Source organism: Salinicoccus sp. CNSTN-B1 (assembly GCF_054792835.1).
In genome coordinates, this window is sequence record NZ_JBTWMN010000004.1 from 1,021,438 (window position 1) to 1,042,317 (window position 20,880).

At 44.4% G+C, this 20,880-nt stretch carries 20 protein-coding genes, 8 tRNA genes and 3 pseudogenes; 21 read left to right on the plus strand and 10 right to left on the minus strand.

Translation table 11 applies throughout. The annotated features are described in order from the left end of the window. Positions 1-81 precede the first annotated feature (81 nt). Positions 82-1,560, minus strand: a complete 1,479-nt coding sequence (locus ACYF68_RS06125) for a purine-cytosine permease family protein (protein WP_461045792.1) — start codon at positions 1,558-1,560, stop codon at positions 82-84. A gap of 477 nt (positions 1,561-2,037) precedes the next feature. On the opposite strand from ACYF68_RS06125, the gene ACYF68_RS06130 reads away from it, so the two are divergent. The 8 genes from ACYF68_RS06130 to ACYF68_RS06165 all read left to right on the plus strand — a co-directional run bounded on the left by ACYF68_RS06130 (position 2,038) and on the right by ACYF68_RS06165 (position 2,765). Further along, positions 2,038-2,111, plus strand: a tRNA-Met gene (locus ACYF68_RS06130). Between the two features lie 23 nt (positions 2,112-2,134). Then, positions 2,135-2,210 (plus strand) — tRNA-Asp (locus ACYF68_RS06135). A 32-nt stretch (positions 2,211-2,242) separates the two neighbouring features. After that, a tRNA-Phe gene (locus ACYF68_RS06140) sits at positions 2,243-2,315 on the plus strand. A gap of 13 nt (positions 2,316-2,328) precedes the next feature. Beyond that, positions 2,329-2,404 (plus strand) — tRNA-His (locus ACYF68_RS06145). Between the two features lie 9 nt (positions 2,405-2,413). Then, positions 2,414-2,487 (plus strand) — tRNA-Gly (locus tag ACYF68_RS06150). A gap of 6 nt (positions 2,488-2,493) precedes the next feature. Continuing rightward, positions 2,494-2,568 (plus strand) — tRNA-Asn (locus ACYF68_RS06155). Position 2,569: 1 nt separating this feature from the next. Beyond that, positions 2,570-2,641 (plus strand) — tRNA-Glu (locus tag ACYF68_RS06160). 36 nt (positions 2,642-2,677) lie between these two features. Continuing rightward, a tRNA-Ser gene (locus ACYF68_RS06165) sits at positions 2,678-2,765 on the plus strand. Positions 2,766-2,994: 229 nt separating this feature from the next. On the opposite strand, the gene ACYF68_RS06170 is transcribed toward ACYF68_RS06165, so the two are convergent. Next, a complete protein-coding gene (locus ACYF68_RS06170) occupies positions 2,995-3,234 on the minus strand; it encodes a hypothetical protein (protein ID WP_344702378.1) in 240 nt (79 codons plus the stop codon). Between the two features lie 153 nt (positions 3,235-3,387). Here ACYF68_RS06170 and ACYF68_RS06175 point away from each other — a divergent pair, with 153 nt between their 5' ends. Then, positions 3,388-3,993: a DedA family protein gene (locus ACYF68_RS06175; RefSeq protein WP_461045794.1), complete on the plus strand. Its 606-nt coding sequence runs from the start codon at positions 3,388-3,390 to the stop codon at positions 3,991-3,993. 40 nt (positions 3,994-4,033) lie between these two features. Here ACYF68_RS06175 and ACYF68_RS06180 read toward each other — a convergent pair whose 3' ends face one another. Continuing rightward, positions 4,034-4,480 (minus strand): ImmA/IrrE family metallo-endopeptidase, encoded by a 447-nt coding sequence (locus ACYF68_RS06180; RefSeq protein WP_461045796.1) that lies wholly within the window; start codon positions 4,478-4,480, stop codon positions 4,034-4,036. 182 nt (positions 4,481-4,662) lie between these two features. After that, a complete protein-coding gene (locus ACYF68_RS06185) occupies positions 4,663-5,013 on the minus strand; it encodes a helix-turn-helix domain-containing protein (protein ID WP_461045798.1) in 351 nt (116 codons plus the stop codon). 358 nt (positions 5,014-5,371) lie between these two features. Between ACYF68_RS06185 and ACYF68_RS06190 the strand changes: the two genes are divergently transcribed. The 7 genes from ACYF68_RS06190 (at position 5,372) to ACYF68_RS06220 (ending at position 8,804) form a co-directional block, all read left to right on the plus strand. After that, complete coding sequence (locus ACYF68_RS06190; RefSeq protein WP_461045800.1) at positions 5,372-6,301, plus strand: DnaD domain-containing protein; 930 nt, start codon at positions 5,372-5,374, stop codon at positions 6,299-6,301. 185 nt (positions 6,302-6,486) lie between these two features. Continuing rightward, positions 6,487-6,801 carry a hypothetical protein gene (locus ACYF68_RS06195; RefSeq protein ID WP_461045802.1) on the plus strand — a complete coding sequence of 105 codons (315 nt, stop codon included), beginning with the start codon at positions 6,487-6,489 and terminating at the stop codon, positions 6,799-6,801. Positions 6,802-6,812: 11 nt separating this feature from the next. Next, positions 6,813-6,905: a sigma factor-like helix-turn-helix DNA-binding protein gene (locus ACYF68_RS06200; RefSeq protein ID WP_461045804.1), complete on the plus strand. Its 93-nt coding sequence runs from the start codon at positions 6,813-6,815 to the stop codon at positions 6,903-6,905. A gap of 384 nt (positions 6,906-7,289) precedes the next feature. Then, positions 7,290-7,547 carry a hypothetical protein gene (locus ACYF68_RS06205; RefSeq protein ID WP_461045806.1) on the plus strand — a complete coding sequence of 86 codons (258 nt, stop codon included), beginning with the start codon at positions 7,290-7,292 and terminating at the stop codon, positions 7,545-7,547. A gap of 15 nt (positions 7,548-7,562) precedes the next feature. Further along, complete coding sequence (locus ACYF68_RS06210) at positions 7,563-7,847, plus strand: holin (RefSeq protein ID WP_461045808.1); 285 nt, start codon at positions 7,563-7,565, stop codon at positions 7,845-7,847. A gap of 46 nt (positions 7,848-7,893) precedes the next feature. Continuing rightward, positions 7,894-8,685, plus strand: coding sequence for an N-acetylmuramoyl-L-alanine amidase family protein (locus tag ACYF68_RS06215; RefSeq protein ID WP_461045809.1), 792 nt, complete (start codon positions 7,894-7,896; stop codon positions 8,683-8,685). Next, entirely contained in the window at positions 8,682-8,804 is a 123-nt protein-coding gene (locus ACYF68_RS06220; RefSeq protein ID WP_461045811.1) for a hypothetical protein, read from the plus strand. The genes ACYF68_RS06215 and ACYF68_RS06220 overlap by 4 nt, the downstream gene beginning before the upstream one ends. Positions 8,805-9,014: 210 nt before the next feature. On the opposite strand, the gene ACYF68_RS06225 is transcribed toward ACYF68_RS06220, so the two are convergent. Further along, a complete protein-coding gene (locus ACYF68_RS06225; RefSeq protein ID WP_461045813.1) occupies positions 9,015-10,136 on the minus strand; it encodes an amidohydrolase in 1,122 nt (373 codons plus the stop codon). A 458-nt stretch (positions 10,137-10,594) separates the two neighbouring features. Between ACYF68_RS06225 and fadX the strand changes: the two genes are divergently transcribed. The 5 genes and pseudogenes from fadX to ACYF68_RS06250 all read left to right on the plus strand — a co-directional run bounded on the left by fadX (position 10,595) and on the right by ACYF68_RS06250 (position 18,476). Then, the gene (gene fadX, locus ACYF68_RS06230; protein ID WP_461045815.1) at positions 10,595-12,145 is read left to right on the plus strand and encodes a fatty acid degradation protein FadX; all 1,551 of its coding nucleotides are present in this window, start codon (positions 10,595-10,597) and stop codon (positions 12,143-12,145) included. Between the two features lie 35 nt (positions 12,146-12,180). Beyond that, positions 12,181-13,694: pseudogene (fadD, locus tag ACYF68_RS06235) on the plus strand (long-chain-fatty-acid--CoA ligase FadD). Positions 13,695-13,746: 52 nt separating this feature from the next. Then, positions 13,747-14,950, plus strand: a pseudogene (gene fadE / locus ACYF68_RS06240) (acyl-CoA dehydrogenase FadE). A 52-nt stretch (positions 14,951-15,002) separates the two neighbouring features. Further along, positions 15,003-17,261 (plus strand): 3-hydroxyacyl-CoA dehydrogenase/crotonase FadB, encoded by a 2,259-nt coding sequence (gene fadB / locus ACYF68_RS06245; protein ID WP_461045817.1) that lies wholly within the window; start codon positions 15,003-15,005, stop codon positions 17,259-17,261. Positions 17,262-17,292: 31 nt separating this feature from the next. Beyond that, a pseudogene (locus ACYF68_RS06250) lies at positions 17,293-18,476 on the plus strand (thiolase family protein). A 59-nt stretch (positions 18,477-18,535) separates the two neighbouring features. Here the strand turns inward: ACYF68_RS06250 and ACYF68_RS06255 are convergent. From ACYF68_RS06255 to ACYF68_RS06275, 5 genes are all read right to left on the minus strand, one after another. Continuing rightward, complete coding sequence (locus ACYF68_RS06255; protein ID WP_461045819.1) at positions 18,536-18,991, minus strand: hypothetical protein; 456 nt, start codon at positions 18,989-18,991, stop codon at positions 18,536-18,538. After that, the gene (locus tag ACYF68_RS06260) at positions 18,924-19,247 is read right to left on the minus strand and encodes a four-helix bundle copper-binding protein (RefSeq protein ID WP_461045821.1); all 324 of its coding nucleotides are present in this window, start codon (positions 19,245-19,247) and stop codon (positions 18,924-18,926) included. Before ACYF68_RS06260 ends, ACYF68_RS06255 begins: the two co-directional genes overlap by 68 nt. A gap of 82 nt (positions 19,248-19,329) precedes the next feature. After that, complete coding sequence (locus ACYF68_RS06265) at positions 19,330-20,115, minus strand: class I SAM-dependent methyltransferase (RefSeq protein WP_461045823.1); 786 nt, start codon at positions 20,113-20,115, stop codon at positions 19,330-19,332. A 101-nt stretch (positions 20,116-20,216) separates the two neighbouring features. After that, complete coding sequence (locus tag ACYF68_RS06270; protein WP_461045825.1) at positions 20,217-20,462, minus strand: hypothetical protein; 246 nt, start codon at positions 20,460-20,462, stop codon at positions 20,217-20,219. 172 nt (positions 20,463-20,634) lie between these two features. Next, positions 20,635-20,850 (minus strand): hypothetical protein, encoded by a 216-nt coding sequence (locus tag ACYF68_RS06275; RefSeq protein WP_461045827.1) that lies wholly within the window; start codon positions 20,848-20,850, stop codon positions 20,635-20,637. Between the last annotated feature and the right edge of the window lie 30 nt (positions 20,851-20,880).

Sequence of the window (20,880 nt, forward strand, 5' to 3'; positions counted from 1 at the left end):
GGTGCCTTGTATGTTGTAAAGAGTATTATGATCTGTAGACATTATAAAAAGCAGGGGGATATCCCTCTGCTTCTTGTCAGCTTATTTTTGGATGCGCTCGGCATTCAGGAATACAGGGCGCTTCACGCTGTAAGTTTTTCTCTTATACGATTTCGGCTTGAATAGATAATCTTCTTCATTGACATCATCTACATCTGTTTTAAGATAATATCCACCTTTTGTAACAACAGCGATGAGAACCGTCAACAGGGCAGCCAGAAGAGAAGCGAAGAAGGCTGCGGTGTTGGCCAGGAACGGCCCCATATAGCCTAATGCTGCTACAGTGCCGAGTACGCTCGCGATAATCAATGATACCACACCGACAGGGTTCCATTTATACAGGTTGTCCTGGCGGGCTTCGTAGAATGCAGGCCCAATCTTGAGCAGCATCTTAACGATGAGTGCATCCGTAATCAGGACTGAAGCCCAGGCAAGGAGGAATACCCCTTGGAATGTAAGGGCTGCATCAAGGTGATCGACGATGCCGCCAAGCATCAGCGCCATGGCAGTCATCCCAGCTACAACGATCCAGAACCTGCGTCCTGGTGTGAAGCGGAATACGTTCTCAAAGAAATTGGATAGGGACAATGAGCTGCTGTATATGTTCGTCACATTGATGCGAACTTGTGTAAGCATTGTAAACAATGCCCCGCCAATACCGAGGAGCTGTACTATATAGACTCCAGGGTTTGGTTCAGCAAGTCTTACTCCGAACCAGATACCTAAACCGCCCATTACTCCGTAGCAGAAGATCTGCGGGATGAATCCGATAGCGACCGATCCAAGCTTGATGTGTTCAGGCTTCAAGAACCGTGCATAATCAGATGCAAGTAGGGCAGTGAGCCCCATGATACCGTGCTGCATACCAATGCACATCAAGAGTGCTGTGCCGCCTACTTGGACGCCTTCAGGCATGTATGTCCAGAATGCCCCATCATAAAGTGATGTTGTAAAGAGAGCGACTGTAATTGCGCCAATCAAAAAGGCGAAAAATATAGGCAGAGACCATTTCTGCAACTTATCCAATTGTTTGATGCCAAACCAGTTCAAAGGAATGACGAGGGAACCGAATACCACAATCAGCACCCACTTCGGTATGACCGGGAAAAATTCGTGCACCGCGTAGACCAGTATCATCCCTTCAAAAGCACAATACATAATAAAGTTTGAAGCATATATCAAAGAGGTCAACGAGGCGCCTATGTAGCCGAATCCGCCACCTCTGGACATCAAGTTCACGTTCATGCCCGATCGTGCAGATAGATAAGAGATGATGGTCGCCATGATACCTGCGACTACAATCGCATATCCTGCTGAAATGAGGGCGTTGATTGCACCAAATTGCAATGCCATCACACTGCCAAGTTGGAAATAGAAGATAGCAGTAGCAATCCCGAAGGTAATGTTGGTTATGCTTAACCAGTCCATGTTCCGTTCTTTATAGGGAACTTTGTTCAGTGAGTAATCACTTTCTTCGACATTATGAGTGTTCTGCTGATCTGTCACTTGCACAGATCCCATAAATATCATCTCCATTCTTTTGAAATTTTATAATTAACCGACATTTATACTATATAGAAGATTGATTAGTATTTCAAACGCGTACACGGCTTTCAAAGGACTCAATGTGATTTATTTCATATTTATACAGTATATAAAGTGAAATATTAATAGTATAATGATTGAAAAATTAGTTTCAGAAGCCGCAATGAAAACGTCATGAAAGCGTTGATGAGAGTTGGATAGCAGAGGGTCAAAAGATTTAATATTAAGATCTGTTGAACGATAATATTAAGGCGATGATATAAAGTGAATGTATATCTAAGTTTTTTCATTTTAAGACTCTAAAGTAGAGGGGGAGTGATGGAAAAACTCGATAGTGTGTTAGAGTAGGGGATAAAGTGTAAATTTTACTCAAGTAAATTCATGAAATTACTTGAAAACAAAATAGAAAACCTTTAGTATATGTATCAGACGTTAAAAACGTAATAATATTATCGCGGGATGGAGCAGTTCGGTAGCTCGTCGGGCTCATAACCCGGAGGTCGGTGGTTCAAATCCACCTCCCGCAATTTTTTTCTGTTTACATATAAAAGGTCCCGTGGTGTAGCGGTTAACATGCCTGCCTGTCACGCAGGAGATCGCGGGTTCGATTCCCGTCGGGACCGCCATATTTTGATTATATAAAACTTAAATACAGTAAGGTTCAGTAGCTCAGTCGGTAGAGCATGTGATTGAAGCTCACAGTGTCGGCGGTTCGATTCCGTCCTGAACCATCTTTAAATAATGGCGGTTGTGGTGAAGTGGTTAACACACCGGATTGTGGTTCCGGCATGCGTGGGTTCGAAACCCATCAGCCGCCCCATTTTTTAAAGCGGGTGTAGTTAAATGGTATAACCTCAGCCTTCCAAGCTGATGTTGTCGGTTCGATTCCGATCACCCGCTCCAATTTATTCCACAGTAGCTCAGTGGTAGAGCTATCGGCTGTTAACCGATCGGTCGTAGGTTCGAATCCTACCTGTGGAGCCATGGCCCGTTGGTCAAGCGGTTAAGACACCGCCCTTTCACGGCGGTAACACGGGTTCGAGTCCCGTACGGGTCATACTGAAGTGAGAACTCTCACTTCTTTTTAAATCTTGGACAGTTGGCCGAGTGGCTTAAGGCGCACGCCTGGAACGCGTGTATACGGTAACCCCGTATCGAGGGTTCGAATCCCTCACTGTCCGTACTCAACTCTGAAACCTTTTGGTTTCGGGGTTTTTTTATGTTTCTTGAAATTTTAGTAATGTTACCTTCATTTCAGATATCACTGACTCAATCCGTTGCAATGCAACTCAGACATCGCATTCGAAATCCTATATATTCAACTAAATAGTGTACATGCAATTAAATAGTGTACATGCAATTAAAAATACAGGTACACCCTAGATGGTGCACCTGTATTTTGTAGTGTGTTTATCTGTATTGATTGGACGGATTTTCGCCTTTTTCCAGCTCTGCCTGATCTTCTACATCAGGGGCTCTTCCTTGTGTTTCGACATGTTTAGCGAGGTCTTTTGATTTTTCATCTCTATAATCACTTTGTTTAGCCTGAGCTTTTTCCTTCATCTGCTCTTTCTGTCTTTTACCTTCTTCTGCCTTCTGCTCTGCTACTTCTTTCATCTGTTCCTGTTGATTCTTATTTTCTTCTGACATGATCAAACACTCCTTTGTCTGTTCATTTATTTATTATTACCATATTATCCATGGTGTTAAACAATTACAGCATAATGAGATCAAATACGGGTAATTGAAAAGGACATGTGAAGTATACTTCATCCATAATCTGGGTGTGGTTAAGGAGGATAAATGGAAAGCCTGCTTACCTATATCATAAATAATTTTGGCTATATCGGCATCGCGTTTTTGATGGCTTTGGAAAATATTTTTCCACCGATACCTTCTGAAGTCGTGCTGAGTTTCAGCGGGTTCACAACAACTGAATCAAACTTGAGCATGACTGGTGTTGTCGTTTCATCGACCATCGGTTCCGTCGCAGGTGCCACTGCATTATATTACTTCGGCATGTCTCAAGGCCAGAAGCGGATGGAAAAGGCTGTCGGCAAGTGGGGGCATATCTTCCGCCTCGATCAGGAAGATCTCCGTAAATACAATGACTGGTTTAGTAAATATGAAATAGGGGCAGTTCTCGTAAGCCGCTTCATCCCTGTGATGCGCAGCATCATATCGATTCCTGCAGGGATGGCACGAATGAATATCATGCTGTTTCTTGCGTTGACCACTTTAGGGACTCTAATTTGGAATACTGTCCTTGTGTATCTCGGCGCTTCGGTCAGTGGCTCCTGGCAGACGATTGTCGGGTATATGGATATCTACTCAAAGATCATGTATGGCATCCTGATTGCAGTGGTACTCTTCTTCATCCTCATACTGATAGGAAAGAAAAGGAAATGATGATTTCATTGATTGATTATCGATAGAAACCTTAAGTATGTTAGTCAAAGGTATTTGCACGCGTATATTCAATCAGCATCTCCATACGTTGCATAGCCAAGTCGATTGGAACTTCAAAATAATTCGCAATATCCTGTGCTTCATATAATTTATGGCGCATGATCAGTTTTTCCGGCATCATCAGCAGCAATGCAAATTTCTCGGCCTCAGCTTCCTGCTTATAGTTGAACGCATGAGGCATTAGCTGTTGATTGGTGCAATGGAGGAACATATGCCCAACTTCATGGCAAAACGATTGCCACATTTCAAAAGGGTCGCCAACCTTAATGGCGATGATGTCCACCCCCTGCTTATTATAATAAAAACTTGTATGATCGTTATACATGATGTGTGCGGAAAACATGTAAGATAGGTGAGGGATGTTCAAATCCAAGTTATCTGTAACGCAAGTATCAACCACTTCGTTGACGACTTTCTCAATTCTCATAAAATCCCCCTTAAGGAACGTATGTTCGGTTTTATTTTAAAAAATATCTGACCACCTGAAGCCTATGTGGTCAGCTTATTATTGTCTTTGAATACTGAAGTAGTTCTAAAGCACTTTCTAGTGAGGACTAACCATTGTATTTCGTGTAGAAACCCATATTCACGATTATCTACGACAGCACGTTATTTCCCCTTGTTCTTCTTCTCAATCCAGAACTCCAACTGATCATTCAATAATTCCCTTAACTCCTGCTTGTCTGCTTCTGAAAGATTATCAAATCCCTCTTTATTAGAAAACATTAGAACGTCAGCTTCTTGCAGCGAGTTCGCTTTCTCTTCCCGATCATTTCCAAGCAGATAGTCGGTGGACACATCGTGCAGTTTAGCTATCTTTACAAGCATTTCACTGTCAGGCTTTCGATGGCCATATTCGTAGCTTGAATAAGTGCTGGTAGCTATGCTTAATCTACGCGCACTTTCAGCCTTGGTCCATCCCTTCTTTTCCCTCAGATGTATCAGACGGTCTCTATTCATGGCGCTCCCCGCTTTCCTAGATGTTGCTCACATGATAAGTATATGTCATTTACTCTAATAGAGAAAGTTATTTATACATAAAGAGTAATATATTTATTGACTTACTCACTAAGAGTATTATAATAAAAGGTATCAGGATGCATATTTTAAGGTTTAAAAGTACATTGATTGTATTATAAGTCACAGCAATCAAATAAAAATTTTTGCCTTAAAGTTACTCTTTAAGAGTAACTTATTAGCGGCCTGAATTAAATCAAATCGAAGTGGAATATGCAGTGATCCAGAAAAGAAATCAACGATGAACTGGCTACTGAATGAATAACTGAAGAAATGAAGCAAGAAGAATGGGGATGATTGCATGACTGGTTGGATCAGTCTACACCGGTGTATAGAAGATCATTGGCTTTTTCAGGAAAAACGAAAATTCTCTAAGTTCGAGGCCTGGGCCAATTTACTGTTGATGGTCAATCATAAAGACAACAAAGTGATGTGTGATAATGAATTGATTCGAGTCGAAAGAGGACAAAGGATAACCAGTATACGCCAGCTTGGAGAACGTTGGGGCTGGTCGAGAACGAAGGTTGATGGTTTTCTTAAATTATTGGAGAGCGATGGGATGATACTTACAGAAAAAGACACCAAAAAGACGCTCCTGACCGTCGTTAATTATGATGTTTATCAAAATGGAGATATACAGAAAAGACACCGGAAAGCATCTGAAAAGATACAAGAAGGACGCGCCGAGTACACGCAAGTGACACAAGGACGCACAAACAATAATGACGATAAGGCTAATAACGCATTAATAATGAACAATAATGATGATAAACCAGATGCATCCATGACTTATGGCGCACGTGTCGGGAAGATATTTCAAGCATACGAGTATTTTGGCTTCGGTGCAGTAGCTGGTGCTTTAAATGCACAAGTGGAGGATTGGTTAAAGAGGCATTCCCCAGAAATTATCATTGAGGCCATGAAAGAAACTTATGATGCAGGCAAAAAGCATCACAGCTATATCAACAGGATTTTATACCGTTGGCAGGCTGACGGCTTAGATACTATAGAAAAAGTCAAAGCGGACAAACGGCGGTTTGAACGTGACAATCTAAAGCGCATGCAGCACTCTTACCAACAGAAACAACGTGAGCAACCGGGTGAAGTGGCACCCTCGTGGTTGAATGATGAGAACAGATCGAAACCTAGTGGGGCACCAGAATCAATCAAGACAGCGGATGAAGACCCTGAGATTCAAAAGATGATTAAGGCGTTCAGAAGCGGCGGATAGAAGACATGACAAAAAGAACGTATATACAATAAGCAGAACTGTTCATAAGAGAGGCGTTGAGCCATTACAAAGCTTGCTCGTATTTGAGAATGAAACGATATATAGAAGAGTACGCAAGATGATTCGTGGAGAAGCTCTTGTGCTCCCAGCCACAATCAAACTTTAAAATGGGGTGTAGTTGAATTATGAAATATGCAACTGAAACATACTCGACAGAAAAGATTATGGATATGATCAATAGTTATCCGTATTATATCTCGAAAATAAAAGAATTACGCGTGCAATATAAGTCAGATGTAGGTGGTGGAGCGACTGCTCAATATGGCATCGAATCCGTCATGCCAAAAGCACAGGGCACAACCAGTGACCCGGTACACAATGAAGTTGAAAGGCGGCTGAAGATGGGGGCTGAACTATCCCGTCTTGAAGCGAAAGCACGATATATCAGAATAGATGGAGCCGTATTACAGATGAACGTATGGCGCTGGTCTTCAACCTAAGGCTCGATGGCATGACGTACCAAAGCATCGCGGAAGAAGTTGGGGTGTCAACGACACGCGTCTACCAGATCATGAAGGATGCATGCTTGTTGATGAAGGACTGAAAAAGTTGAAAATGATGAAATTGTTATAAAAATGATGAGGATATGGGGGACCTGCTGTAGAATTAAAGGTGGATAGAGAAGATGAAATGCTTGGCCGCATAATTTTCCTACATTGATCTCGTTTTAAATTCAAATACTGCGAAGACACTCATGTGAGTGTCTTTTTTGTTTGTTGGCAAACATTAACGATATTGAATAGAACAATACACAAAAAGTAGGGGGTGAAGCGGTGAGGGGAGAATCTGTCGGCCAAGTTATCTCTGATGATCTATCTGCATTACCGGAAAGGCATACTAAAGATATGGGTCTGCTGAGAAGCGGCCTCTTTTTATGAAAAAAGGGGGTGGTCAATATGCGCTTGAATATACATGAAGGGGTGATTTGATGCCAGTGGATGAGAAAGATATTGCCATTAAGCTATTTGACCGCTTGGGACAGATAGATGGCAAACTGAGCGGATTGGAGCAGATATGGGAGCGGGCAGATGAGGCGTATGACAAGTCCAATAAGGCATTTGATATGTGCCGACAAAACGAGAAAAAGGTGAAAGAGCTCAAACTGACATTGAAATGGGCAGCCGGTTTTTCAGCGGGGGTATTGGTGCCATTCATTATATTTGTACTTGGGTTCATCTTCATATAATGAAAGGAGGTGAAAATGATGGAAGGAATACTGCTGTTCAGTGGAGTCATAGCAAGTGTCACACTCGGCCTCGTAGAAGTGTTGAAACGTACCCAAAAGATAAAGAAGAACTTTCTGCCGTTGATAAGCGTAACAATCGGTGCAGGCTTTGGCGCCTTGACTACATTCGTGCCCGAACTGGGCGCTGATTTATCAATGGGCGGCAGGGTAGCCGCAGGGTTGATCAGTGGTCTGATGGCAACAGGTGCGTGGGAAGTTGCGAACAATAGAGAAGGATTTACGACAGGCACTCTGAAATAGGGTGTCTTTTTTATGCCGAATTTAAAAAAATCAAGGAGTGTTGAATATGAGTAAAGTAATTGCATTGGATATTGGACATGGGAACAACACATTCCCGCCAGGTAAAGGCGTCTACAGAGATGGAAAGGGATATGCCGAATTTGATTTTAACAATAAGCTGGGGAAGCGTGTGAAACGTCTGCTTGAATATAACGGTTTTAAGGTCATCATGGCACAGCCATTCGACAGCAAAGATGTATATCTGGTGAATCGCACCAACTACTATGACAGCAAGCGTCCAGATCTTGGAATCTCCCTACACGCGAATGCTGGGACAGAAAGTGCAAATGGGCGTTGTGCATTCTACTGGTATACCAGTAGACAAGGTAAACAGTTCGCAACGAACATCATCAGCAATATGAAAGAGAAGGGGTTCAGCGTCCATGGCAATGGACTGCATGCGGCCCAATATAATTCTTGGACAAACCTTCACATCATCAGGGAATCCACTACTTTTCCGATGGTCCTGGTGGAGCATGGGTTCATGACAAACAGCTTAGATTTTCCACTTATCTTCGGAAATAAACAAGAACGGTACATTACAGATATGGCGGACTGTGATGTCAAAGCGGTATGTGACTACTTTGGCGTGAAATTCAAGACACTCTCAAATGTAGGCGCGCCTGCACCTGAAGAAGAATGGCAGACTAATCAATATGGCACGCAATATCTTAAAACAAGTGGAACCTTTAAAGTTGGAGGCACACGGATCATGTCCCGCATTGGCAGTCCATTCCTCTCTGCCCCAAAGGGGGCTACGCAAATCCAGGTTGGTCGACAGAGTACAGTTATCTATTGAGGCAAGATAATCACATCTGGATTGAATACTATGTAAATGGTCAGACAAAATATCTGCCTGTTAAAACTTGGAATAGTATTACTGGTGAGGTCGGACCAGATTGGGGTACGTTTAGTTAATAAAAAATGCCTCCCTCGGTTGAGGGAGGATACATAGATTTTCAAGGGAGGTGCTTACTCCCTTGGATATTACTCCTTTAAGCAGTTATATAACTCTCTGTGCTTCCTTATCTCATTACATATATATCGAGCACAATTCTCATCATCCCTTAAGTCTTTCCAGAACAATTTCACCGAGCGTTTTTGCACTGATCAATAAAGAGTCTTCGTTTACCAAAAATTTAGGGTGATGGTTGGGGTATGGGTCTTCCATGCCTTCAGGTTGGCGCCGACGTTTATGAAAGTGCCTGGAATCTTTTCAAGGTAGTAGGAGAAATCTTCTGAGCCACTGAAAGGTTTGGGATGGGTTATCTCATCAATATAAGACCCGATGCTCTTTTTGAGTATATCTTCTACATACTGGGTTTCCCTCGGATGGTTGTATGTGACGGGATAGTCATATAGGTAATCAAGCGTGCACTCGACATCGAAAGAGGTTTCGATGCCTGTGGTGATCTTCTTCATTGCCTCGTATGCAGGCACTTTATTATCTTCATCCAAGTAACGGACAGTTCCGCGCAGCACGACTTTATCCTGTATGACATTAAATCCGCCAGGCGCATCGAATGCTGTGACGGATACGACTACTGAATCGTTTGGGTCCATGCGTCGCGACACGATGGTCTGGGCTTCTGTGACGAAGTACGAACCGGCAACCAGGGCATCATGGGTAGTATGCGGCATGGCGCCATGACCACCAGAGCCTTGGATGGTCAAAGTGAAATTCGATCTGCCGGCCATTGCGTTGCCGGGAACGAGGGCGATGGTACCAGTATCGAATGCTGGGAAGATATGAATGCCGTAAATTTCATCCAAGTCATCGAGCATGCCTGATTCAACAATGCTTTTTGCACCACCGGGAGGGACTTCTTCAGCATGTTGATGAATCAGTTTTATGGTGCCTGACCATTCCTCCTTGAGTTCAATGAGTGCTTCACCCAAGTGGAGCATATAGGCAGTATGTACATCGTGGCCGCAAGCATGCATCACGCCTTCATTTTTAGACTTGAAGGGAACATCCGCTTCTTCCTCTATGGGAAGCGCATCGAAATCAGCGCGCAACCCGATTACCCGGCCCGGCCCCTTACCACTGATTTCAACGATGATACCGTATCCATTACCCACATTATTTGTAACTTTGACGTCCTTATCGTGATAGAAGTCTTCAATGAACTTCGCAGTGTTATGCTCCTCAAATGACAACTCGGGATTTTCATGCAGAAATCTTCTGGTTTCAATCATATCCTGCTTTTTATCTTCCAGTTTCCTAAAAAGTTTATCCTTTAACTCCACTATTAATACCCCCTAAAATCTATTGGTGTAAATTTTAGCATTCAAATGCCTAAAAGGAAATCGTTAGCATAGTTTAAAAAAATGCTTTAATAGTTTGCGGTGGTAGGGAAGGTAGTGCTTAAACTTCAACAAAACATTCTCTTGGCCATTTTTCAACACAAAAGTCAATACTCGATTATTTCATATTTACACTTTTATTTTTGTCCTTGGATATTACATACTCTTATCGCTCATGCCGATCTGAAATGCTTGTAAAATCAGGGTTTAGAGCCTAATTAGTACTAGGTTATATAATCAGATATAAAACTTTGTGATGGGAAAATTTTGATATTTCTGAAATGAAAACGTTTACAATTTATAATCATGATGATACATTTAAAATTGTAAGGTCAACATAAACAGGGGGATGTTATATGTTAAAAGTGTTGTTGGAATAAAAAATGTCGGGAGAATGGGATATGAAGATTATTTCATACAATGATTTAGAGCATGTCGTTAAAACAGGGGATGTCATTTCGATAGCTGCTCTATCAGTGGGTAATATGCCAGTCGAAATTCTTAAAAACTTGGCAGAACAGCATGATGAGAATAAGAAAGTAAATGATCTTACGTTTGTCGTTTCGAACGACATCAGTGATTTTGATGATGGATTCGATTTGGATTCCTTTGTGACACGGGGGATGGTCAAACGCATCATCACAAGTTTGGTGATAGCATCGCCGTTTACAGTTAAGGCGGTTAAAAATAATGAAATAGAAATGTATTTCCTGCCCCAAGGCATTATCGCCACCCAGTATCGCCATCAGTCATCGGCTTCACCGGGCATGATTTCTAAGATTGGGTTGAACACAGTTGTTGATCCAAGGTATTCGGGTGGCAGAGCAAATGATGTGACTAGGGAAGATATAGTGTCAGTCATTGATATCGATGGTGAGGAATATCTGCATTATAAATTCCCCAAAATTGATGTTGCGTTATTGAGGGGAACTTATGCGGATGAGAAGGGCAACATCTACATGACCCATGAATCCCACCTCGGAGAAGGGTATGCTGCAGCTGCGGCAGCGCGCAGTAATAACGGCAAGATAATCGTCCAGGTGAAAGAAATCATCAAGAATGGCAGCTATAATCCAAAAGACGTATTTATACCTGCCGAACTTGTAGATTACGTGGTCGTCAACGAAGACCCTAAATACCACAAGCAGGTGATACAGGACTATTATGATCCGGCCTTGGCGGGTCATTATAGGATTGCAGAGCCTAGACAAGGTTTCCCGAAGTTTGACGCTCGTAAAATAATTCTTAGGCGCTCAGCCCAATTCCTTTCACCGGGAGATGGTGTAAGCATCGGTTATGGGATCAATAACGAGCTCTCCAACCTGTTGCGTGAAGAGAAGGTGGGTGAGCTTGTGAATCTGAACATCGATACTGGTATTTTCGGCGGCATGTTCGGCAGCGGTAATCGCTTCGGCATGAACTACAACTTGGATGCCAGAATACGCCATGACATGACTTGGGATTTCATATTCAATGATGGTCTCGACATCGCATACTTGAGTTTTGCGGAAATCGACCGTCATGGCAATGTCAATGTCTCGGCCTTTGGGGAGAGGCTGAACGGCAGCGGCGGCTTTATAGACATCAGCCAAACTGTCCGGACATTGATCTTTTCAGGCACCATGGTCGTAGGCAGTAAGACAGAGTGCCGTGAGAAGACGCTTGAAATAAAAGAGGAGGGACATACCAGGAAGTTCGTAGACAGCGTCAAAAGCATGGACTTCAATGCGGCTTATTCAAGACAGCTCGGACAGCAGGTCTACTACGTTACAGAACGTGCAGTCTTTGAGTTGACTGATGCAGGGTTGAAAGTCATTGAAATCGCACCAGGGCTTCAACTGGAAAAGGATGTACTTTCTCAGATGGATTTCAAACCGATCATTGCAGAAGATATAAAAGTAATGGATCCGGAAATCTATCAGGAAACATGGGGAAACTGCAATATTCCATAAAGGGAGAATAATCACAAACAAAGGGGAAGATAGACATGAATTACGATTGGATTAAGACACGAGCGGACTATGATGAAGTGAAGCCGGCAATAATAGATCCTCTGAAGGGGACAGAGTGGTCTTACCAGGATATGGACAAGCGTGCTGAAAACTTGGCGAATCACCTGAAGGAACAAGGTATTGGCCATGGTGATGTAGTCGGGATATTTGCGCCTAATGATGTAGCAATATTCGATCTGCTATTCGCGACATTCAAGATGGGGGCTGTATTTCTACCGATGAACTGGCGTTTGAGTCCAAAAGAGATTCAGAGTGTCATTTCAGATTCCGGCGTCAAGTTAATCTTATATGCAGAAAAACATAAAGAAAGCCTGACCGGTACTCCTGAAGGTCTGCTTCATATGAATATCGATTCGAAAGAATATGATGACATATGCCACCCTGATAATCATAGGCCCTTCAAAACCGTCGATGTTGAAAGTGATGAGCTTGCAGCACTAATCTATACAAGTGGTACGACAGGACTCCCCAAAGGAGTGATGTTCACATATGATTCATTCATCAGCAATATTGTGAACACAGCACTGACCTATAAGATCAATGCGTCATATAAGACAATCCTAACGACACCGCTATTCCATGTACTCGGATTGAACGATACTGCGCTACCGGCAATCATGGTAGGGGCACACTCGTGTTGCACCGCTATTACGATGGGGCACAGTTGAATAATCTCATGGCGGAGCATAAACCAGATTACCTCACATTAATACCGACGATGTACTATGGTATGATTTTTGCGGACAACTTTGATATTAAAAACTTTGAAAATATAAGGTTCCTGATCCAGGGAGGGTCCTCTCCGCTGCCAGCTGTCCAGAGGCACTTTGAAAGCATGGGTCACACGCTGATCAATGGCTATGGTCTGACTGAGGCACCTCTGACGATGGTCAATACGCCGCAGAATGCCAAAAAGAAACCCATGAGCATCGGTAAGCCGATCATGTATGTCGACATGAAGCTGCTCGATGATGATTGCAATGAAGTTGGAACGAATGAAATAGGTGAACTGGCAATCAAAGGGAAAAACGTAACTCCAGGCTATTGGAATAAGCCGGACCTGACTGAAAAATCATTCCACAATGGCTATTTCCTGACAGGGGACCTCGCCCGGAAAGATGAGGATGGCGACATATTCATCGTCAACCGTAAGAAAGAACTGATCATCACCGGTGGTGAAAATGTTCTGCCATCTGAAGTGGAATCGGTATTGTCAGAGCATCCGCTAGTGAAGCAATCAATAGTAGTCGGCTTCGATCACCCGAAATATGGTGAATCGGTCTCTGCAGCAGTCGTCCTGACTGAGGATGAAGAAGGTTTTGAAGAGGCCTTGAACGCACATATGAGGGAAAGGTTGGCAGGTTATAAAGTTCCGAGGATGTATCTGAAACTGACAGATATCCCGTTGAACTCGACTGCAAAACCGGATAGGATGGCCATCCAGAAACTCATGAACGAAAAAGCGCAGGAGAATGGGCTTGTGCACTAGGCAATAAACAGCAATTTTGAAAGCGGTATCATAAAATGATGGGGGAAATATAATGGCAACTAAAGATGAACTATTGAAGGAATTATATCCAGAAGATCTGTTGAATGTGTCTAAGGAACTCACTGAAGGAGAAGTGAAATTTTTAAAACAACTGAACGACTTACTTGAGAGTAAATACCGGGGTTCGATCAATGATCATTGGATAAATGCAACCATTCCGGAAGGCTTCTTTGAAGAGATGGGCAAACTTGATTATTTCAATAATCCTTTGTTGTTTGAAGGACGGGAAGGCGCCAGGATGGCAAGTCAGATGTTCCAGTTCTTCCTATCCTACACAGTAGCCAGGTTTGATGTATCACTGGTGACTTTGCTTGGTGTCCATCAGGGGCTTGGTCACAACGCCTTCTTGTTCGGAGGAAGTAAAGAGCAGGTTGCGCACTATATTCCAAAACTTCAGTCCCACGAACTCAGAACGTGTTTTGCATTGACTGAACCGGAGCACGGATCCGATGTAGCGGGAGGACTGGAGACGACGGCAAAACGTGAGGGCGACAAATGGATCATAAATGGTGCGAAGAAATGGATCGGGGAGCGAATGTAGCAGATGTCATTCCTCTGTTTGCGGTTGATGTTGAAACCGGCAAGCCGAAAGGTTTCATCATCCGGCCGAGCAGGAGGGTGTCGATATCGATATTATAGAGAATAAAATTGCACTCAGAATCGTACCCAATGCCAACATCCATTTAAAGGATGTCGTAGTGGAAGAGGCGGATCGACTGCAGAATATCAATAGCTTCAAAGATATCGCCAAAATCCTTTATTCGACACGTGCTGGCGTGGCATATATGGCGACAGGCGCAATGGCAGGGGCGCTGCGTGCCACACTTGATTATGTGACTAAACGCAAACAGTTCGGCAAGGAAATCAGCAAGTATCAATTGATCCAGGAAAAATTGGCCATGATGCAAGGTAACCTATCGCAGGCAATCACTTTATCTGCACAACTTGCACGTATGCAGGAGAAGGGTGAATACGATGAAGTGGCGACCTCTACTGCGAAGATGATGAACGCATTACGCCTAAGGGAATCTGTGGCGATGGGCAGAGGCATCACAGGTGGCAATGGTATTCTTGCCGAGTATGATATCGCCAGGTTCTTCTCGGATGCTGAAGCGGTCTACACGTACGAAGGCACCCATGAAATAAATGCATTGGTGATAGGCCGTGCATTGACCGGCGACTCTGCATTCATCTAAAGCCCACAAGGCAAAAGTACATCGGAGATCAAATAATTTGGAGGGTATTTCCATGACGATAAGAAAAGCAACTGTTCTAGGTGCTGGGGTAATGGGCAGTCAGATTGCTGCACTGCTCGTCAATGCCGGCTTGAAAGTGAAATTATTGGATATAGTGGCAGATGACAAAGATCGTAACAAGGTTTCAAAAAAAGCATACGAAGCGATAACGGATAAAAAACGTCCGCAGCTGTTCGACCTGGATTTTGCATCAAACTTGTCCTACGGCAACTTTGAGGATGACTTGAAGGGGCAGGATGATTCGGATATCTTCATTGAAGCCGTTAAGGAAGAGTTGGAAATTAAACATGATGTGTGGAATAAGGTAAAGGGTGTTGCCAAAGATAACGCTCTGTTTGCAACGAACACTTCCGGCATACCGATTGCTTATATCGCGAAAGTATTGGGTGAAGAGGAACGCAGAAGATTCTTTGGAATGCATTTCTTTAACCCGCCAAGGATAATGAAGCTTGTGGAAATCATTCCGCTTGAAGATACATCTGAACAGTCGGTCGATGAAGCGCAAGCTTTCGCTGAAGACAAGCTCGGTAAGGGCGTGGTGATTGCAAATGATGTTCCAGGATTCGTCGCCAACCGGGTTGCAGACCCGACGATGAATGACATCATGTACCGCGCGGAAAACCAAGGAATGTCGATTACGGAAACGGACGCTCTGACAGGGCGCAGCATCGGCAGGCCAAGTACAGGGACCTACGGGTTGAGTGACCTGGTCGGATTGGACATTGCTGTCACTGTCACAAAAGGACTGCAGCAGATTCCCGAAGAAAAGGAATTCTTCCATGATACCAAAATAGCTGAAAAACTGGTCGGACAGGGTGCACTCGGCAGGAAGACCAAGCAGGGCTTCTACAAGAAGGATAAGAAGGAGATACTCGTCTTCGATCCGGAGCAGAATGAGTATGTCTCCCAACAGCAGCCGCAGTTTGAAATCCTGGGGCAGTTCAGCAAAGACCTGGAAGCGAACATGGATGTAATATTCAATGCTCAAGATGAAGCGGGACTGTTCATGTGGGAGACGCTCAGAAACAACTTCTATTATTCTGCTTTGAATGTACCGAAAGCTGCTTCTGACTATAAAGATATAGACCGTGCGCTTGTATGGGGATTCAACTGGAAGAAGGGGCCGTTCCAGCTCTGGGATCTTATGGGGTTCGAACGTGTTAAAAACCGCATGAAGGAAGAACTCGGTGAGTTACCGGACTGGATTGAGGAACGTACTTCAGGGTTTTATGAAGTAGGCGAGACCATTGAGCGGACAGCTCCAGTGGCATCGTTCATAGATAGTCAAATATGGGACCGGGAAGATTCCAATCTTTCGGTGGTCCATTCCGATCAGTTGCTGTTGAAGCTGCAAAGTGCCAACAATATCATTTCGGACGGCTTCTCAAGCGATCTGATCGAAGCCATAGACTTGCTCGAAACTGAAGATTTCTCAAGTATGGTCATCTACGCTGATGGCCGGAACTTCAGCGTAGGTGCAAATCTATACATGATGAAGAAAGCGCATGAAATGAAACAGGTGGATGAACTGGTCGGCCCAGCCATTGATCAGCTCCATAAAAGCTTCAACCGCTTGAAATATGCATTGAAGCCGGTTGTAACTGCTGTCCAAGGTAAGGCACTTGGTGGAGGATGTGAACTGGTGTTGCATTCACCGTTTGTCGTAGCTGCAAGCGAAACTTATATGGGAATGGTGGAAACCGGGGTTGGCCTGCTGCCGAGTGGTGGTGGACTCGCTGAAATGGCGGATCGCATATTAAGCACCTCCCACAAGCATAATGACAAGCAGGAATCGATGACGGAAGTACTGATGAACATCGGTCTGGCTAAAGTTTCGACAAATGCTTATGAAGCGAAAAGGTATGGCTACTTGAGAGATACAGATTCCATACTGCTTAATTCAGAAAAGCGTATTGAAGTGGCGCTTGAAAAAGCACGATTTGAAGCCAAAACCAATTATATACCTAAAACAAAAGGGCAATACATCGCTTTGGGCCAGGATTTCATTGCACTTGTCAAAGGTCAACTTGATGCACAGCGTCTCGGCCATTTCATCAGCGACTATGATTATGAGATCACTTTGAGAATTGGAGAAGCATTGGCGGGTGGAAATCTACCGCGAAACACCTATGTGAACCAAAGGTATATCCAGAAGCTGGAGCGCGAGCGTTTCTTGAGCCTACTCCAGAATGAAAAGACGCATGCAAGAATCAGTCATATGCTTGAAACAGGGAAACCACTACGCAATTAATGGATCGGCTAAAAAGAAAGGATGAGTCTTAATGCAGGAAGCATATATAGTGGCTTATGGCCGTTCTGCTGCAGGCAGAGCTAAAAACGGCGCGATGTTCCACGATAGGCCAGATGAAATAGCGGCACAAGTACTTAAAGGCGTGCTGGAACGTGTGGATGGGGGATTTGAATCTTCCATGGTTGAAGATGTCATAGTGGGCAATGCTTTTCCAGAAGGACTACAGGGGCAAAATATAGCCCGATCCATTGCATTGCTTGCGGGAATGCCAAACAGTGTACCGGGACAGACTGTAAACCGTTACTGCTCATCGGGACTTCAAACGATTGCGATTGCAGCAAATCAGATTCAGGCAGGTCAGGCAGATGTTCTGGCGGCAGGTGGAATTGAACTGATGAGCGCTGTACCGATGGGTGGGAATGAGCCTACGAACAGTCCAATCCTTCAAGATGCGGACTCAGGTGTCTCCTATCCGATGGGGTTGACCGCAGAGATGGTGGCTGAAGAGTTCGAAGTCTCCGGGAAGATCAGGATGCTTACGCAGTGCAGAGCCACCAGCGTGCCAAGGCCGCACTAGATGCGGGCCGTTTTGAAGATGAAATTATCCCGATTGATGTGACACGAGTCTCTTATGACCAGAGTGGTCCCGTCGTCACCAAGGAGGAATTTAAAACGGATGAACATATACGGCCGGACACTACAATGGAGGGACTGTCGAAACTGCGTACAGTATTCAAGGCAGATGGTACAGTGACTGCAGGTACATCAGCCCCATTGACCGATGGCACCGGCTTCGTCGTTCTGATGTCAGGTGATAAGGTGAAGGAGCTTGGGGTGACACCAATTGCGAGGTTCGTCGGGTTCAAAGCTGTAGGCGTCGATCCTAAAATAATGGGAATTGGGCCGGCATATGCTATCCCTGAAGTGCTGGAGCAGGCCAACCTATCAGTTGAGGATATGGATCTGGTGGAATTGAATGAAGCATTTGCTTCTCAGACCGTCGCCTCAATCCGTAAAACTGGCTTGGACATCGATAAGACGAATGTAAACGGCGGGGCGATATCGCTCGGACACCCTCTGGGCGCTTCTGGTGCGATGCTGACAGCGCGCCTGTTGTCGGAAATGAAACGTAGACCCGATTCGAAATATGGCATGGTCACCATGTGCATCGGGGTCGGCATGGGCGCAGCAGGCATTTTCGAATATGTAAGATAATAAAACCCCTCCCGCAGATAAAACTTCTGCGGGAGGGATTTTTATGCTTTTGAAACCAATCAGTCGAATTGCTTTTCTATATAGAAGAACTCACCATGCGTATACACGGCATCACCAGCATTATGGATGTGAAACGCCATTGTCTGCATGGGTAGGTCATATGTAGTTTTATCAAGGGAAAGAGAAACATTATTTGAAGTGTCGGATAGATTCTGTCTGGGTGAAGGGTCTTCCAACAGATCTGATGAAGGTGGGGAAATGCAGGGGATCAAAAAGAAGGGGACGGATACCAATAACAATGCCAGCTTCTCGCGATATATTTTTCCAGCGGGACACGCCTCCCACCGGGCTACAAAATATTTTTGCATCAAACTGCAGGATCCAGGATGATAAACAATGAAATAAGCCCCATCCCGAATGATGAGGCTCATTGGACGGAGGTCCGGATTATGCGACTGCTCTGCAGGCTTCTGCACATTCAGCACATGCTTTTGCACATCTTTGGCAATGTTCATGATCATGTTTTCCGCATTCTTCGCCACACGCATCACATATTGCGGCGCATACTCCAGCAAGTTCCTTGATGAATGGAGAGTTTCTGGAGATGGCCTGTTCCAGGTAGCCACACATGTCGGCGCATTCCCTGTCGAGTCGTATGCATTCCGCCATCATTTTGACATCGTCTTCCTTAAGGCAGGCATCGAAGCAGCGATTGCACTCGGTCATGCATTGATGCAGCGTTTCAAGCAGATGCTGGTATTGCTTTTCCATTGGAAATCTCCTCCTGACAAATAATTTAATACGTTCCATTCTTCCCTCCATGATGCATGATGAAACGCATACATAAGATATATCATTTGCTAAGATCTATATTGATATAGCCATAATGGAAAAGGCTCGAAGGCCTTCTTTCTTGAACAAAACCCAAGTCATGAAACCGGCTGCTCTGCCAATGGTCTTTCATGACGATGCGTTCTCTGGCCACGCGTCTGGCTTCAGTGATGGTATCAAGTGATAAATCTGATTTATCTGTCTGTGCGTGAATGATCTGCATTGCATCTGAAGTTTCGACGGTTTCGGTGAACATCGGATCGAAATAGATGATGTCAAAAGAATTATCTTTCTGCATCTGCAGAAACTCATGGTGTGGGGTGTGCAGTGCTTCTATTCGCGTCATCGCTTTTCTGATTTCTGCGTGTTGCGTGTGAAACCGTTTGAGGCCTTCTGATACAGCCAAGTGGAGGAGGGGGTTGCTTTCAAGCGCGGTGACCCGACCACCATCACCTACAGCAAGGCTGGCAATCAAACTGTCGGAAGCGAGTCCCATTGTACAGTCGAGTACATGCATGCCAGATTGCAGGCCAGCTGTTTCAATGAAGGGATCGGATTTTCCTCCGAGTATTCTCTTGGCCCTTACCATTGCCATATTGGGATGGAAATGAATCGGCTCATTCTGAGAAAATGGATGGATGATGGTTCCGCTCCTACTGGCGACCACAACATCCTGATTGTAATGCCTCTTCAGAGTTTCAATCGATCTTTTCGAACGGTCAACGTAGAGGGCATTATATTTATCGGCAAGGGAATATGCGTACAAAACGGTCTCTTCATCTGCTCTGCCGCCTGTAGTTATAATCATTACGGACTCCTTTAGTAAGAATGGATAAATCACCGGCCCCCAAAATTGTAGATTCTGGGGGCCGGGTTAAATGTCTTAGGCATTTTATGTTATTTTACTTATCATTCGGATTTTTCAAGTTCTATCTTATGGTCAAGTGGTTCCGACTGCTCATCTGCCATCGGATTCTCACGGCTTTGAAGAACTGTTTCAAGTTCCGGGTCGACCGGTCCATAAGCCAGTACGGCTGTAGCACTCTCTCCGGGTTCGACTGTTTCGGTGGCGGCTGTTGCCTCTTCACTCATTTCGAAATCTTCCGGAAGGCTTGTGGTCATGTTTTCAAGTGTCGATTCACTGCCTTCCGCCACTTGCCTTACAGCAAGATCCAGACCAAACGCTTCTTGTGGCGCAGTCGGTACTTCGGAGTTATTCGTGAATTCGAATTCTATGACTACAACTTCTGAAGGTTGGGGTTCTTCGGCACCTTCTTCAGTCGACTCTTCTTCGCTCTCTTCTGGTTCGATGGTGGATTGGCTGAATTCATTGAAGGTATAGTCCCATATTCTCCGGAATATGAAACTGTGCCCTCTTCAGATGATCCGTTTTCATTTGATTCATCAGAAGCCTCTCCGCTTGATTCTTCCCCGTTGCTTCGTCTTCTGCTTGCCCCTCGTCAGAACTGCCATCATCGCTGCAGGCTCCAAGGAGCAGTACAGCAGAAAGGCCGCCCGTAAGCAGGTACTTTCTTAGACTCATTTCATTTCCCCCTATTAGTTAGATACAGAT

Excerpts from the sequence above, each read along its gene's own strand:
- ACYF68_RS06125 (WP_461045792.1), bottom strand. The coding sequence starts at position 1,560 with ATGGGATCTGTGCAAGTGACAGATCAGCAGAACACTCATAATGTCGAA.
- ACYF68_RS06170 (WP_344702378.1), bottom strand. The coding sequence starts at position 3,234 with ATGTCAGAAGAAAATAAGAATCAACAGGAACAGATGAAAGAAGTAGCA.
- ACYF68_RS06175 (WP_461045794.1), top strand. The coding sequence starts at position 3,388 with ATGGAAAGCCTGCTTACCTATATCATAAATAATTTTGGCTATATCGGC.
- ACYF68_RS06180 (WP_461045796.1), bottom strand. The coding sequence starts at position 4,480 with ATGAGAATTGAGAAAGTCGTCAACGAAGTGGTTGATACTTGCGTTACA.
- ACYF68_RS06185 (WP_461045798.1), bottom strand. The coding sequence starts at position 5,013 with ATGAATAGAGACCGTCTGATACATCTGAGGGAAAAGAAGGGATGGACC.
- ACYF68_RS06190 (WP_461045800.1), top strand. The coding sequence starts at position 5,372 with ATGACTGGTTGGATCAGTCTACACCGGTGTATAGAAGATCATTGGCTT.
- ACYF68_RS06195 (WP_461045802.1), top strand. The coding sequence starts at position 6,487 with ATGAAATATGCAACTGAAACATACTCGACAGAAAAGATTATGGATATG.
- ACYF68_RS06200 (WP_461045804.1), top strand. The coding sequence starts at position 6,813 with ATGACGTACCAAAGCATCGCGGAAGAAGTTGGGGTGTCAACGACACGC.
- ACYF68_RS06205 (WP_461045806.1), top strand. The coding sequence starts at position 7,290 with ATGCCAGTGGATGAGAAAGATATTGCCATTAAGCTATTTGACCGCTTG.
- ACYF68_RS06210 (WP_461045808.1), top strand. The coding sequence starts at position 7,563 with ATGATGGAAGGAATACTGCTGTTCAGTGGAGTCATAGCAAGTGTCACA.
- ACYF68_RS06215 (WP_461045809.1), top strand. The coding sequence starts at position 7,894 with ATGAGTAAAGTAATTGCATTGGATATTGGACATGGGAACAACACATTC.
- fadX (WP_461045815.1), top strand. The coding sequence starts at position 10,595 with ATGAAGATTATTTCATACAATGATTTAGAGCATGTCGTTAAAACAGGG.
- fadB (WP_461045817.1), top strand. The coding sequence starts at position 15,003 with ATGACGATAAGAAAAGCAACTGTTCTAGGTGCTGGGGTAATGGGCAGT.
- ACYF68_RS06255 (WP_461045819.1), bottom strand. The coding sequence starts at position 18,991 with ATGAACATTGCCAAAGATGTGCAAAAGCATGTGCTGAATGTGCAGAAG.
- ACYF68_RS06260 (WP_461045821.1), bottom strand. The coding sequence starts at position 19,247 with ATGGAAAAGCAATACCAGCATCTGCTTGAAACGCTGCATCAATGCATG.
- ACYF68_RS06265 (WP_461045823.1), bottom strand. The coding sequence starts at position 20,115 with ATGATTATAACTACAGGCGGCAGAGCAGATGAAGAGACCGTTTTGTAC.
- ACYF68_RS06275 (WP_461045827.1), bottom strand. The coding sequence starts at position 20,850 with ATGAGTCTAAGAAAGTACCTGCTTACGGGCGGCCTTTCTGCTGTACTG.